Below are 14,056 nucleotides of genomic sequence, written 5' to 3'. Positions count from 1 at the left end.
CTGCAGTTAGCATTGAGGTTTATCAACGCACCCAACGACAGGTTGGGTAACGTAACCGAGTAGGTCGAACATTGATCGAACGACGCCAATTTAGCGGAGGCATGAAGGGGAAAAATCTCCGCTATCTGAATGAGAACCCCAACGAGAAGACTCAAATGGTCCGGGCAGGATTTCTGCTGCTTGAGCATTTCTCGCTGCCCGCATTCACGCAAGCACTGGATACGATTGTCACCGCGAATCTTCTGCGACCCGGGTTGTTCTCTTCCCGAACGTTCGGCTTGACCGATGAGGAAGTCGTCAGTGACCTGGGCCTGGTCATTCGGCCGGATACCCGTTTCGATGGCTCAACGATCCAGGAGCTGGACCTTCTGGTCGTTTGTGGCGGCTACAGGACAGAACTCAAAGCGACGGATGAACTCATCTCCCTATTGAGGGCTGCATCAGACCAGGGCGTCATTTTGGCCGGGTTGTGGAATGGCGCATGGTTCCTGGGAAGGGCAGGTTTGCTTGACGGATATCGTTGCGCGATTCACCCCGAACATCGCCCCGCGCTCGCGGAAATCGCCAAGGCGACGCATGTCACCAGTGAGCCCTACGTCATCGATCGAGACCGACTCACGGCTTCCAGTCCCTCGGGGGCATTCCACATGTCGCTGGACTGGATCAAAGGCTTGCACGACAAAGCCCTCGTCGAGGGTATTGAGGACATCCTGGCTTTCGAGGAGTCACGTTATCGGCGCATAAAACCGACTGAAAATGTTTGCGTGAGCGCACCATTACGCGAGGTGGTGAAGCTGATGGATGCCAACCTCGAAGAACCTCTGGAGTTGGAGCAGTTGGCCGTATACGCAGGTCGTTCGCGTCGACAACTCGAGCGCTTGTTCAAGGAGCAACTGGGCACAACACCACAACGGTATTACATGGAATTGCGGATTACCGAGGCGCGTCGGTTGCTCCAGCACACCGAGCTATCCCAGGTGGACGTGTTGGTTGCGTGTGGCTTTGTATCGCCCAGCCATTTCAGCAAGTGCTATAGCTCGTACTTTGGATACAGGCCTTCCAAGGAAACGCGACTCGTCAAATAGAACGGCTTTTTGAGTCGATGCTTACTCGTGATTTGTGCAGATTTACGCCGTCATCATTCAGTAGTTTTAAGGAAGCCAAAACGTCCGTTTTCGACTCTTTGCCCCAACCTTGGGGGGATTCCTGAAAGTGGGGCGGTCTGTCGTCTAGATGCTTACCACAATCAACACCCTGTTCAGGTCCTGCATAAACTCCATGATCGTCACCAGGCTTGCGGTCTGCATCAGCAGCAGCGGTCGTCTACTAAGCCCTATCAGGCATAAACATTCGAAATTCCGGAAAGATGACCAGGTGCCGCAAAAGATGCCAAAGCAAGGCCTGGGCCAATAGCCAAGTATTTCGACGGGACCGATGACTCGGGGGCGTCCCCCGGAAAGTGATCCGCGAACATGGGATGGCCGCCCGCGGAGCTTTCGCGCGTCGCCTCGTCTTGGGTGACATCGTTCGACCATCACGCCGTCTTCGACGCAATAACTCGTCTGCGTTCTTGCAGACGGGGAAATCCCTGCTTAACTCTGAACATATGGTCAGTCAGTGACTCATTGGTCACGGCAGCCATCCGAGCACCCTCGCGCTGTTGTCGCTTGTCCGTGTTGCCAGATTAAGCCCGAGGAGGCCTATGCGTTGACGCTTGAAAACCACTCTGAGTTATTGATGTATTGGCCTGACACTTCGCTGTCAGGTCCACGTGTTCTGCTGTCTGCGATAGGGCCCTGTGGGCATCCCAAACGCTGTGCGCTTAGTCCAATGGGTTCAAGGAAGTAAATGTCATGATGCCGAAAACTGCCATCGTCGAGATCTGCGGGAAGTACAAGGTATATACCGAGCACTATCTCAACACTGCCGCTGACAAGACCATCATTCTGGTCAACGGCTCACTGGCAACGACCGCATCTTTTGCCCAAACGGTGCGTTACCTGCAGCCGCGATTCAATGTGGTTCTCTACGACCAGCCCTACGCCGGTCAGTCGAAGGAACACAACCTCCACGGCCAACCGATCCGAAAGGAAGACGAGGCCGCGATACTGCTGGATTTAATCGAACACTTTGGTGCGCACCATGTGCTGTCCTTTTCCTGGGGCGGTGCGGCTACCTTGCTGGCGCTGGCCCAGCGGCCGCGACGAATCGAGAAGGCGGTGATCAATTCATTCGCAGCGCGTATCAATACACCGATGCGCGATTACCTGGAGAGCGGCCTGAACCATCTCCAGGCTTGCGACCGCCTCAATGTCGGTCGCTTGATCAACAGCACGATCGGCAAGCACCTGCCATCGCTGTTCAAACGCTTTAATGACCGTCATGTCAGAAGCCTGGCCGAGCACGAGTACAGGCAGATGCATTTCCACGTCAATGAGGTGCTGACCCAAGACACCCATTGCTATGTCGCCTGTGTCGCTGCCATCGAAATACCGCTGCTGTTTGTCAACGGCGAATGGGATGAGTACACCTCGGTCGAAGACGCCCGGCTGTTCGCCGATCATGCGTCTCAGTCCCGGTTCCATACCATCAAGAACGCCGGGCACTTCCTCGATATGGAACATCCGGCGGCCTGGCATGACACCCGGCAGGCCTTGCTCGGTTTTCTGGATCCGGCTTCCAGGAGGCAGGGCCGTGTTGCCTCAGATATCCAGGTCAATCACGTATGAGCGATTAAATTCCGGATTTTCATTAACGCCATTTTTTGCATAGCCCCGGGCGTTGCAAATGACGCGAGTTTTGCCCACCTGGTAGTCAAAGCTCCCATGGGTATGGCCATGCAGCCAAAGTGCCGGCTGCCAGACGTTGATCCGGTCTTCGAGGTCTGAAACAAAACTCGCGTTAATCGGCGAATTCTCAAACAGCGGGCCTATGCTCAACCGTGTCGGTGCAAAATGCGAAACCACCACCGTGGGAGTGCTTCTGTCGCGGGTGAAGCAGTCTTCCAGCCAGGCGACTGTCTGTAAAAAAATCAGTTGGGAAATTGCCGGGCTGAACAGGTCTGGAAAATCTGGTGAGATTTTTATGTGGGTGAAGTCCCGCATGAGCTTCGTAGCCAGATCAATACCCTGTGCCCGATCCTCTGCAGAATCGAAAAGTCGATAGTCAGACCACAGGGTGCAACCCAAAAACCGCACACCGTTGTGGAGATACTCCGAGCGTTCCAATACGTGGATCTGTGTGCCTTCCGACAACCTGTTCAAGTGCTCGTAGGTAGAGATCAAGTCGCTGCCATAAAACTCGTGATTCCCTGCCACGTACACGATCGGAACAGGGCACGATTTGGCCCACTCAATGGCCGTGGCCGATCGGGAGATGTCTCCCGCGAGGACGACAATATCGGCATCCACATCGGGAAAAGGTAACGCGTTGACGGACAAATGGATGTCTGACAGCAAGGCGATGCGCATCGACCGACTCCTACCTGTTTTGAATGGCAGCCCATTCTACTGACAAGTTAATAAACGTCCTGCCATACCTCATAGCCGCAGGATTAACCGCTGAACAAGCGGAGGAGACCGGCCACTGACTATTTTGCCCACGCCCGTCTCGGGCTTTCTGGCTATGCATAGCCATTCTCGGATTTCCCTGCATGTTTAATCCAGCTGGTCAGTTCGGTGACCAGTTGATTGACTTCACTGCCTTCGGGCTCGGAGGGGCGAATAATCGCGTTCCAGGCGATATCCAGGCCGTCATTCAGGGCTGCCCATGCAAGCTCTCCGCGCTCAAGGCTGGGCGTTACCAAGTCGCGTTGCAATATGCTGATTCCGTATCCCGAGCGCACCAGTTCGACGATGGCTTCAATCAACTCCACGGTAATCATTCGGCGCGGCAAAATACTCGCGGGCGCGAAGAACCGGTCATATTCCCAGCCGCTTGCGCGGTCCGTCGAATACGTCACCAGGTTGTAAGTTTTGAAGTCTTCGGCATAAATGTTTTTCCTCTGCGCCAGGGGGTGATCGATTGCCATGATCGCAATCAGGTCGTCACGGAAAAGCGGCAACTTGGCAACACCACTCGGCACCATACCGTCATCAATAATCGACACATCGAGCCTGCCTTGCATCAGGCTGGCATAAACGTCGTTACGGGGCACGGTCACCAGTGTTATTTCGATATCGGGACGAAGACTGGAGTAATGCTTGATAAATTTTGGAATCCAGCGAAACGGTCCGTATGAGGTGACACCCATACGTACAAAGGCTGTGACCCCGCCTGCCATGGATCTGGCCTCCGCCTCCGCTTCGTTAAGAATCGCGATGATGTCCCTTGCTGCTCGTTCCAGGCGCACACCCGCAGGGCTGAGTCGCAACTTTCCCCCTGAGCGCTCTGTCAGGGTCACGCCAAGCCGGCGTTCCGCCTCCCGCATGCGATGACTGACTGCTGAAGGTGTCAGCCATAGACGCTCGGCCACAGCGGTCACCGAATCGACTTCCGACAGGGTTTGCAGCATCACGAGGTGATCCAGGGTGAGTCTCATAGGGTTTGACCTGAAAATAATTCACAAAATAGCGTAAAAATATGAGCGTGACTTGTTTTTGCCTCCGATGCAATCTGACTCCAGCAAGAGCCACCGGAGACCAATAATTATGCCTATGCTACCTCTCACACCCGCCGTAACCCTGGGCGATGTCATCGACCTTGAGCGTTATCCCATTACCGATCGAACCCACCCCGCTTATCGGGCGCTGGTCACTCATAGCCAATCATTGCTCGGGCAGGAAGGCGTCGCGATCTTCCCGGGATTTGTCCGTGATGAGTCGGTTGCGACGATGGCGGATCAAACGCTTGCACTGCACCCGCGCATGTTTCATTTCCGGGAAAACCACACGGTTTATTTCAAACCTCAAGAGGAAAGCGTTGATTCAGGGCATCCCCTGCGGCGTTTGATGAAAACCGAAAAAGATACCGTCGCCTACGCGGATATTCCTGGCGACAACTTGATCAGGCGGATCTATGAATCGGACGAAGTGCTTTCTTTCATCAAGGACGTGTTGGGTCTGGACACGCTCTATCGCCATGCAGATCCGTTAGCCGCACTTAACTTGCAGGGCTTTACGACGGGACAGCAATTGGGGTGGCACTTTGATCGCTCCGACTTCAGCGTCACGCTGTCACTCCAGGCCGCAAGTGCCGGCGGGGATTTTGAATATGTACGCATGCTTCGCAATGAGGACGACGACTGTTATGACGCGGTCAGGCAATTCCTTGATAACCCCGACACCCAGCAGATAGAGGTTCTGCCTCAAGTGCCTGGAACACTGACATTGTTTCGCGGCCGCTATTCACTGCATCGTGTTACGCCGGTGGTGGGGGACAGATTAAGACTCAACGCTGTATTGGCTTACGTGGATCAGCCAAATGTCGAGTTCAGCGCCTATGCCCGTCAATTGTTTTACGGGCGTACCACGGTAGAGCCTTTGAATTAAGTTACCCAATCAACAATAAAACTATTCACTCACTTCATCGCATCACGTGTATGCACAGGCACCTGTCCACGTTAGATCTGATGGTCTCGTTCGCCTCGTGTGTGCACGCAACAGTTCGCTGCCCCCCAATAATAATTTCGGAGCGTCTGATCATGAAATACAAGAAGAACTTGCTGGCCTCGTTACTCACCCTTGGCTTACTCGTCGGTAGCGCTTCAAGTCAGGCTTCAGGGTGGTGTGAGTCAGGCAAATCGGTGAAATTTGCCGGTCTGAATTGGGAGAGCGGGATGCTCCTCACCGACATCATGATGATCGTTTTCAAGGATGGCTACGGCTGCGAAACCGATCAGTTGGTGGGTAACACCATCATTCTTGAGACCGCCCTGGCCAGCAACGACATTCAAGTATTTGGCGAAGAGTGGATGGAACGTAGCGAAGTCTGGAAAAAAGCCGCGGCCGCTGGAAAGGTCATTGCAGTTGGCTCACCGATCATCGGTGCAGTCCAGGGCTGGTATGTACCGCGTTATGTGGTTGAGGGGGACGCTAAACGCAATAAACCCGCTCGCGCTCCAGACCTCAAGTCGGTTGCAGACCTGAGCAAATACCCAGAGGTTTTTCGAGACTCGGAGGAGCCTTCCAAAGGACGTTTCTACAATTGTCCTGCAGGTTGGATTTGTGAACAGGACAATACCGAGATGTTGAAAGAATACGGTCTTGAAAGCACCTACACAAACTTCCGTCCGGGAACTGGCGCTGCACTGGATGCGGCTGTGCTGTCCAGCTATAAGCGCGGTGAACCTGTGCTGTTTTACTACTGGTCACCGACGCCGCTGATGGGGCAGATCGATGCGATAAGGCTGGAAGAGAAGCCGGGGATCGACAAAAACGTCATCACTAAAGTCGGACTCTCCAAAGCTTTTCATGAGCAGGCGCCAGAACTGGTTGCGGTTCTGGAGAAGGTCAACATCCCCATCGATCTGTTGAATCAGAACCTGGCGAGGATGACCAAGGAACGCATCGAATCCCCCAAACTGGCCAGGATTTTCCTCAAGGAACACCCGGAAGTGTGGCACGCCTGGGTCAGTGAAGCCGTCGCGAAAAAAATCGACGCGTCGCTCTAATCGGTTAAAGGGCAAGGACGCCTTCCCGGTGTAACGTCCCTCAGCTTCATCTGCGTAAACACAATCTCAGTACCGATTTTTCTTGTTTCTACAAAGAGGCGGCGCCTCTTTGCGCCCGGGAATTATGAATATGATCAAATCACGAGCTGCCGTAGCTTTTGCAGCCAACCAACCCCTGCAAATTGTCGAAGTCGATGTGGCTGCACCACAAGCCGGGGAGGTGCTGGTACGCATCATCGCAACCGGTGTCTGCCATACCGATGCGTTTACCCTGTCCGGCGCTGATCCGGAAGGTATCTTTCCAGTCATTCTCGGCCATGAGGGCGGCGGCATCGTCGTGTCCGTCGGTGAGGGCGTGACCTCCGTAGAGGTGGGCGATCACGTGATCCCGCTCTACACCTCGGAATGCGGTGAGTGCAAATTCTGCACGTCCGGCAAGACCAACCTCTGCCAGAAAATTCGCGCGACCCAAGGCAAAGGCCTGATGCCAGATGGCTCCAGCCGTTTTTCCTACAAGGGCCAACCGATATTCCACTACATGGGCACTTCGACGTTCTCCGAGTACACGGTACTGCCAGAAATCTCGCTGGCCAAAATCCCGAAGGAAGCTCCGCTAGAGAAGGTTTGCCTGCTCGGTTGCGGTGTAACGACCGGTATTGGCGCGGTCCTCAACACGGCCAAGGTGGAGGAGGGCGCCAGCGTGGCCATCTTTGGTCTTGGCGGCATCGGCCTGGCAGCCATTATCGGTGCCACCATGGCCAAGGCGGGTCGAATAATCGCGATCGATATCAACCCGGCCAAGTTCGACATCGCCAGGCAATTGGGCGCCACCGACTTCATCAATCCGAAGGATTACGACAAGCCGATCCAAGACGTGATTGTCGAACTGACCGAGGGTGGTGTGGATTACTCCTTCGAATGCATCGGCAACGTCAACCTGATGCGGGCAGCCCTCGAGTGCTGCCATAAGGGCTGGGGCGAGTCGGTCATTATCGGGGTCGCCGGCGCCGGCCAGGAAATCAGTACCCGACCGTTCCAGCTAGTGACCGGCCGTGTTTGGCGCGGTTCGGCTTTCGGCGGTGTGAAAGGTCGCAGCGAACTGCCCAGCTATGTCGAGAAGTCTCAACAGGGTGAAATCCCGCTGGATGCCTTCATCACTCACACCATGGGGCTGGAGGACATCAACAAGGCCTTTGACCTGATGCACGAAGGCAAGAGCATTCGCACCGTTATCCATTTCGATCGCTGACTCAACCGGCTTGGCGATGGCCGCCGGGGCGAGTCTCGCCCTGACGAAACTGCAATACCCACCCACTGCGTTTCTACCAAAGAGAACATTAAGATGACCATCTTCACTCACGTCACCGTCGGTACCAACAATCTGCAAAAAGCCCGCGACTTTTACGACAGTGTGCTCGGAGCACTAGGTCAGAAGCGTATCGCTGACCTGAATGACAATGGCTCGATCTGGGGGCAAAACGCCCCATCCTTCTTCGTGCTGAAACCGGCCAACGGCGCCCCGGCCAGTGTGGGTAACGGGGTCACCGTCAGCTTTGAAGCACCGGATCGAGCCGCCATTGACGCGTTCCACGCCGCCGCTCTGGCCAGCGGCGGCACTGACGAAGGTGCGCCGGGGCCAAGAGGCTGGGCCCCTAATGCCTATGCCGCTTACGCCCGCGACCTCGACGGTAACAAGCTGGCCGCGTACTGCTTCAAGCCAGCCTAAGCTTCAGGCACGGCATTAACTGATGCCGTGTCATTCATCCTCAACGCCAGGTAAATCACCGTTAATGTCGTCGTCATTTTCGACAGCCTGTTAGTGAACATGTCTATTGTTCACGCAACAGGCTATTTAGGGGTGCTTCGTAAGGTCAGTAACGGACATTCGCTGGCGTTAGTTTGAGTAGTCGACAACGGGCGTCAAACGCCGCTCCATGATGATCGTGCGCTCCACACCGTGAAATTCGTCGCGAACTTTTCGATAACCCAGCTTGAAGTAAAAGGCTTCTGCGGTGATGGAGGAGGGGACGCGCAGTACCTCGATTTTTGCTTCTTGGGCGACAGATTGAATCGTTGCCATCAACTGCCTGCCGAGTCCGCGTCCCTGATGGCGTGGGTCAACGAATACACTGCGCACAACGTCTTGATCAAGGCTGGCCGTGGCGACTACACGCTTATCGATGGTGGCGACAAAGACCTGGCGTTGGCTCAACAAGGCGCGGATGGCCTCGGTAGAAAAGCTTTTCTCTACCTGGGTGATGACGTCAGGAGGGTAGTCCAGGGCATTGGACTGGCGCAGCGATTGAATGATGACCCGGCTGATGGTTGCCGCATCGTCAGTGGTGGCGAGTCGAATCTGGTTATTCATTTTCAAGACCTCGATCCTTGTGTCTTTGCCAAAATCCTTTAAGCCGATCTTGAGCGGTCAATGTCGGGGCAGCCTTCGGCAACCACTAGGTGATCTGCGCACCACGCGCCTCTAACAACTCCCGCAATACCGACCGATGGCAATGCGCTTCATCTTCGCAATAACAGCCAATGGCCAGTGACGTTTGGTGGGACAACGCCGCCAACAAATCGAGCAATTGGCTGGGCGCCGGGTGGTTCATTTCGGTCTTGAACTTGCGCTTGAAGGCTTCCCACGTCTTCGCGTCTTCTGCCGCTTTGGCTTCTGCGACCAGTTCGGCACTGGGAGACAGCAGCGGCTGCCACACGTCATAAAAATCCCGACTGGCAAACTCGGCTTTCGGCACGCCACGCGGCGGGCGACGCACCGTGCCCAAACGCAAGCCTTCATTGGCGGCGCGCGGTGAGCCGAGGCGCACGATATGGATGGGCATGGTCGATGTGTTCCCTCTTATGGCCGATTTCTGCAGTGTGCGGGAGAAATCGGCCACGCTCTGGGGTCCTTCATCACCGCGAGCTTTCGAACCACTCCAGCGCCGTGCGCCAGATGCAGATCCCCAGGAAGTAAGCCGACATCAGCAGCCAAAGCCCCATCACCAGCGGGTTGATCACCGGATGGTTGACCACCAGCGACAAGCTGCACAGCAGCCAGATGGCCGTTACCGCGATGTTGATCGGCATGAACTTGCGCACGCGGAACGGGTGGAGGAACTTCATCCGGGTCACGGTCAACAGCGCCAGGCCGATGATGGTGAGAAAGGTGATCCACGGCGACGGGGCGATGATGTACAGGCACAGGGCGACCACGTTCCAGGCGGCGGGAAAGCCCTGGAAGTAGTTGTCCTTGCTCTTCATGTTGACGTTGCAGAAGCAAAACAGCGACGAGACCAGAATCAGCGACACGGACAGCAGCAGCGTGTAGTCCGGCAAGGGGATGTAACGATAAATGAACAGCGCGGGGATAAACACGTACGTCAGGTAGTCGATGACCAGATCGAGGATCGAGCCATCGAAACTTGGCAGTACCGACTGGACATTGACCTTGCGTGCCAACGCGCCATCCAGCCCATCGACGATCAGGGCGACGCCCAGCCACAGCAGGCAGTTTGTGGCCTGGTTTTCCAGCAGGGCGAGGGTCGCGAGGAAGGCAGTGACCACGCCGGTGGCGGTAAAACCATGGGCGCCCCATGCTTTGAGCCTGGCGATGTGTAGGGTCGATATCACGGGGGCGTTCTCCAGAAAGTGAAGCAAGCCTGTTATCACCCCATCAATCGGGGGTGTCGGCAAACCAAGTCAGGTTGCATGTATCGACCGGGTATCCGGGGATAAGGTTCACCATCTGTAAATCTTAGCTGGGCGGCAAAAAAATACCCCGGATAAATCTGGGGTATTAAATGAAACATCGGCGCAGGGCGATACGTTTTACTCAAACGCAGTGACCGGCGGATTGATCGGCTGCAGACAGGCTCATTCACAGCGCCTTGCTCATGAACACCCGACTCGTGCCTGGCGGGTCGCAAGGCACTTCGCCGAAGCGCTGCCAGCCGTGTTTTTCATAGAACTGCGGGGCCTGGAAACTGAGGGTATAGAGCACCGCCGAGCGGCAACCACGACGACGGCCTTCGTCCTCGTACGCTTTAAGCAGTCGAGAACCGAGCCCGGAGCCGCGCAGTGACTCGGGCAAGTAGAAAAGATCGAGAAACAGCAGACCGAGCGACGTACGCCCGGTAATACCGCCCAGCACCTGATGGGTATCCGGATCGCGGACCGTTACTGCCAGCGACTGGCGGTCGTTTATGCCGGTCGTCTGATCATTGAAGGCACTCAGCCCGGCGCTGAGTACGTGCTCGACTTCAGGTTCGATGACGTCGCTGACGACAATCAGGTGGCGGTCCATGTGTTCGTTGATCCTGTGGGCATCGGGTTTGCAAGGGTAGAACACTCGCAGCCGAGGGGCATCAGGGTCAAGGGCAATAAGGGTTTCATGTCAGCCAAACGGTGGTGGCGCAATTGCCGGCGAGGACTATCGTTGCCTGACTGGGTCACTCCAACCGATGAGGACATCGTCATGAACACCAGCGATTTGCTCGAACAATTACTAAGGGCCGGCCAGGGCTCAACGTCGCAACAGGGTGGCGGTGGCGCGTCGGCCCAAGGTGGTCTCGGCGGTCTCGGTGGATTGCTCGGCGGCCTGTTGGGCGGTGGTGCCGGTTCAAGCGCCGGGGGCGGTGGCCTGGGTGGTTTGCTCGGTGGTCTGCTGGGCGGTGGCTCCGCCATGGGCGGTTCGACCCAGACCCGGTCGACCCAGACTCGGTCGGGTGGCGGCACCAATTACGCGGCGCTGGCTTCGCTCGGAATGATGGCATTCCAGGCCTATCAAGCCTGGCAACGCAGCCAGGCCTCGGCGCCGCAACAGGCACCGCGCACTGTCGACCTGTTGTCCGGCCCGGAAGTCGAGGACCACAGCCATGCGATTCTTCGTGCATTGATTGCGGCGGCGAAGGCCGATGGCCGGATTGATGATGCCGAGAAGCAGATGATCAGCACCGAAATCGGTCGCCACACCGATGACCCAGAGCTCCAGCAATGGCTGGATGACGAAGTTGCACGGCCGCTGGACGCCGCCGATGTGGCGCAGTCGGCCACGGATTCCGGCATGGCGGCGGAGATGTACCTGGCCAGTGTGATGCTGGTGGATGATCTGCAAGACGCCGAACGTAGCTATCTGGATGAACTGGCTGCGGCGCTGAGTATCGATCCGGAGCTGCAAGTGCATCTGGAGCAGCAGGCCAGAGGTGGCACTGTTTGAGGTTCATCCACAAAAAAGTTGGCTGTCAGGTTGCCTTCGCGAGCAAGTCGAATCGTCGCACCGCCGCTCCCACATTAGATCTTCAGTGAATGCATTTTTTGTGTTCAATACAGATCCAGTGTGGGAGCGGCGGTGCGACGATTCGACTTGCTCGCGAAGAACGATGACACGGTGATGCTGGTTGCAACGCCTACGAGGTCATGGGGGCTTTTGGCACCAGAAACGTAACCCCGAAACTCTCGGCGATCTCCAGTATTCGCGGCAAATCCTGCGGCACTTTGAGCTGATCCATCGCGGCAAAGAACTGACCACCGAGCGGATCAGACACCACACCGATCATCTTCGCTGTCGCACTGATGTTCTTGTAAGCATGAACAGTCCCAGCAGGAATATGCACATAACCCCCGGGGAAAACGGTGGTGGCCTTGCCCGCAACTGTCACTTCCACCTGCCCGTCGATGACGTAGAACGCTTCGTCCCAAGGGTGAAAGTGCGGAGGCGGCCCGCCGCCTTGCACGCCTTCCTGGATATGCATTTCAAAGGGCTTGGTCAAATCCCCGCCCGCGAGAATGGTGATGGCCTCACCCACGACATTGACCGGGTCGGGGGTTTTTTCGGGCTCGATGACATGAACCGTTCGCATGATTGCTCTCCGAAGGATGAGTCCACACCCGCTGAGTATATTCACTTGATTTGGCGCCGGGTGCTGCGGCGCTGCCCGTCTGTCCGAGCAATTTCAACGCCGATTGAATTATTTTCCGGGCGTGTCGCTCTGCTGATGTAGAGACGTGCTGATTCAGCGTCCTGCCATTGGCCTCAGACCGAGAGACGACCCCATGACTGCCCTGACACGACTTGAATCCCAGCCGACCCACGAACGCTCGATCCCGACCGCCGGCAGCCTGAAACGTATCTACGAACAGTTATTGCTGAGCGACGATATCGAACACCAGCGCGCACTCGGCAAAACCTTCCTCGAGGCTCAACTTGCGCACGCAAAGGACCTGCCCGAGGACATGCCGCACGACCTGTCGGCACTGCCAACCTTTGTCGAACATCACTGCGCCGAAGTGGCTCGTCAATACGCCGATTACCTGCAACAGCGCAAGGACGGCGGGCCGCGTCAGTTCTTCACCAACAAGGCACACGCATTGTTTTTCCTGCAAGCCGTTGCCCCGACCAAACTGGTGGACGGCGCATGGCTGTATGGCCTGCTGCGGCACTGGCATGACCCGCGTTTCGAAGGGCTGATTTGCACCTATCTGCAAGAGCTGGGCGACGGCAACCCGGCGCAAAATCATGTGGTGATCTACCGCAAACTGCTCGCCGAACATGGCTTGCTGGACAACGCGTTCATCCCGGACGAGCGTTACCTGCAAGGCGCGGTGCAATTGGCGCTGGGTTATTGCAGCGACGATTTTTTGCCGGAAGTGATCGGCTACAACCTCGGTTATGAACAACTGCCGCTGCATTTGCTGATCAGCGCCTATGAACTCAGCGAGCTGGGCATCGATCCGTATTACTTCACCCTGCACGTGACCATCGACAATGCCAGCACCGGCCACGCGCAAAAGGCCGTGCAGTCGGTGCTGCAATTGTTGCCGGTGGAAGGCGACCGTGAAGACTTTCTGCGCAGGGTTGCGCTGGGTTATCGGCTCAACGATCTGGGGCAGGGCAGTCGCGCGATCATCGAGTCGTTCGACCTGTACAGCGAGTTGCTGAGCATGCTTGAGCGCAAGCGCCCGTTTGGTCAGCACATGCATTCCGACTACTGCCGGTTTGAAGGCAAGACCGTCAATCAATGGTTGTCGACGCCGGAGCAGTTGCCAGGCTTCCTCATCGCCATGGAAAACAAGGGCTGGATCAAGCGCCACCAGGACCCGCAAGCCAGCCGTTTCTGGCAATTGATCGATGGCGACGGCGCGGCCATGTTCGGGGTGTTCAGCCCCTACGAAAAACAGCTGCTGCACGACTGGATTGCCGGGGACTGGCGACCTGCGCGAGCGCCGGCAGCGGTTCGACGCGGTAGCAGTGCCGCGACAGAACAGCCAGTGCCCGTCAATGACCCGGATGTCCAAAGCCTGCACGCTACACTTAAAGGGCGTGCCGCCGACGAGCAAATGCAAGTCTTGATTCCGTGGTTGTCTGCGCATCGGCACGCCCACCCCGCTGGCCTGATGGCCACGCGACGGTTCATCGAACTCAAATCCGGTTTTCGATAGGGAGCCCTT

General features: G+C 56.5%; 15 protein-coding genes. 8 read left to right on the top strand and 7 right to left on the bottom strand.

The genetic code is table 11. The features are described from left to right. Window positions 1-101: 101 nt before the first annotated feature. Together CUN63_RS00575 and CUN63_RS00570 are read left to right on the top strand one after the other, a co-directional pair. Entirely contained in the window at window positions 102-1,085 is a 984-nt protein-coding gene (locus CUN63_RS00575; RefSeq protein ID WP_129445036.1) for a GlxA family transcriptional regulator, read from the top strand. 768 nt (window positions 1,086-1,853) lie between these two features. Next, window positions 1,854-2,729, top strand: a complete 876-nt coding sequence (locus tag CUN63_RS00570) for an alpha/beta fold hydrolase (RefSeq protein ID WP_129436735.1) — start codon at window positions 1,854-1,856, stop codon at window positions 2,727-2,729. On the opposite strand, the gene CUN63_RS00565 is transcribed toward CUN63_RS00570, so the two are convergent. Both CUN63_RS00565 and CUN63_RS00560 read right to left on the bottom strand, forming a co-directional pair. Next, window positions 2,703-3,470 carry a metallophosphoesterase gene (locus tag CUN63_RS00565; protein WP_129436734.1) on the bottom strand — a complete coding sequence of 256 codons (768 nt, stop codon included), beginning with the start codon at window positions 3,468-3,470 and terminating at the stop codon, window positions 2,703-2,705. The two genes, CUN63_RS00570 and CUN63_RS00565, sit on opposite strands and share 27 nt — an antisense overlap. A 152-nt stretch (window positions 3,471-3,622) precedes the next feature. Next, a complete protein-coding gene (locus tag CUN63_RS00560) occupies window positions 3,623-4,540 on the bottom strand; it encodes a LysR family transcriptional regulator (protein WP_129436733.1) in 918 nt (305 codons plus the stop codon). Window positions 4,541-4,649: 109 nt separating this feature from the next. Here CUN63_RS00560 and CUN63_RS00555 point away from each other — a divergent pair, with 109 nt between their 5' ends. The 4 genes from CUN63_RS00555 (at window position 4,650) to CUN63_RS00540 (ending at window position 8,336) form a co-directional block, all read left to right on the top strand. Continuing rightward, a complete protein-coding gene (locus CUN63_RS00555; protein WP_129436732.1) occupies window positions 4,650-5,489 on the top strand; it encodes a hypothetical protein in 840 nt (279 codons plus the stop codon). A 152-nt stretch (window positions 5,490-5,641) separates the two neighbouring features. Next, entirely contained in the window at window positions 5,642-6,610 is a 969-nt protein-coding gene (locus CUN63_RS00550; protein WP_129436731.1) for an ABC transporter substrate-binding protein, read from the top strand. 130 nt (window positions 6,611-6,740) lie between these two features. After that, entirely contained in the window at window positions 6,741-7,859 is a 1,119-nt protein-coding gene (locus CUN63_RS00545; protein WP_129436730.1) for an S-(hydroxymethyl)glutathione dehydrogenase/class III alcohol dehydrogenase, read from the top strand. Window positions 7,860-7,952: 93 nt separating this feature from the next. After that, window positions 7,953-8,336: a VOC family protein gene (locus CUN63_RS00540; protein WP_129436729.1), complete on the top strand. Its 384-nt coding sequence runs from the start codon at window positions 7,953-7,955 to the stop codon at window positions 8,334-8,336. 168 nt (window positions 8,337-8,504) lie between these two features. Here CUN63_RS00540 and CUN63_RS00535 read toward each other — a convergent pair whose 3' ends face one another. The 4 genes from CUN63_RS00535 to CUN63_RS00520 all read right to left on the bottom strand — a co-directional run bounded on the left by CUN63_RS00535 (window position 8,505) and on the right by CUN63_RS00520 (window position 10,913). Then, complete coding sequence (locus tag CUN63_RS00535; RefSeq protein ID WP_129445035.1) at window positions 8,505-8,978, bottom strand: GNAT family N-acetyltransferase; 474 nt, start codon at window positions 8,976-8,978, stop codon at window positions 8,505-8,507. An 85-nt stretch (window positions 8,979-9,063) separates the two neighbouring features. Beyond that, a complete protein-coding gene (locus CUN63_RS00530) occupies window positions 9,064-9,450 on the bottom strand; it encodes a DUF488 domain-containing protein (protein WP_129436728.1) in 387 nt (128 codons plus the stop codon). A 73-nt stretch (window positions 9,451-9,523) separates the two neighbouring features. After that, on the bottom strand, window positions 9,524-10,240 hold the full coding sequence (gene pcsA / locus CUN63_RS00525; protein ID WP_129436727.1) for a phosphatidylcholine synthase: 717 nt from the start codon (window positions 10,238-10,240) through the stop codon (window positions 9,524-9,526). Between the two features lie 247 nt (window positions 10,241-10,487). After that, window positions 10,488-10,913, bottom strand: coding sequence for an N-acetyltransferase (locus tag CUN63_RS00520; RefSeq protein WP_129436726.1), 426 nt, complete (start codon window positions 10,911-10,913; stop codon window positions 10,488-10,490). A 171-nt stretch (window positions 10,914-11,084) separates the two neighbouring features. On the opposite strand from CUN63_RS00520, the gene CUN63_RS00515 reads away from it, so the two are divergent. Continuing rightward, window positions 11,085-11,825 (top strand): tellurite resistance TerB family protein, encoded by a 741-nt coding sequence (locus tag CUN63_RS00515; protein WP_129436725.1) that lies wholly within the window; start codon window positions 11,085-11,087, stop codon window positions 11,823-11,825. 190 nt (window positions 11,826-12,015) lie between these two features. Here CUN63_RS00515 and CUN63_RS00510 read toward each other — a convergent pair whose 3' ends face one another. Further along, a complete protein-coding gene (locus tag CUN63_RS00510) occupies window positions 12,016-12,468 on the bottom strand; it encodes a cupin domain-containing protein (RefSeq protein ID WP_129436724.1) in 453 nt (150 codons plus the stop codon). Window positions 12,469-12,661: 193 nt separating this feature from the next. Here CUN63_RS00510 and CUN63_RS00505 point away from each other — a divergent pair, with 193 nt between their 5' ends. Beyond that, the gene (locus CUN63_RS00505; RefSeq protein ID WP_129436723.1) at window positions 12,662-14,047 is read left to right on the top strand and encodes an iron-containing redox enzyme family protein; all 1,386 of its coding nucleotides are present in this window, start codon (window positions 12,662-12,664) and stop codon (window positions 14,045-14,047) included. Window positions 14,048-14,056: the final 9 nt, after the last annotated feature.

Source organism: Pseudomonas sp. ACM7, from assembly GCF_004136015.1.
GTDB lineage: Bacteria > Pseudomonadota > Gammaproteobacteria > Pseudomonadales > Pseudomonadaceae > Aquipseudomonas > Aquipseudomonas frigoris.
The sequence above is the reverse complement of the archived record's forward strand: the minus strand, read 5'-3'. Positions and strand labels throughout refer to the sequence as shown.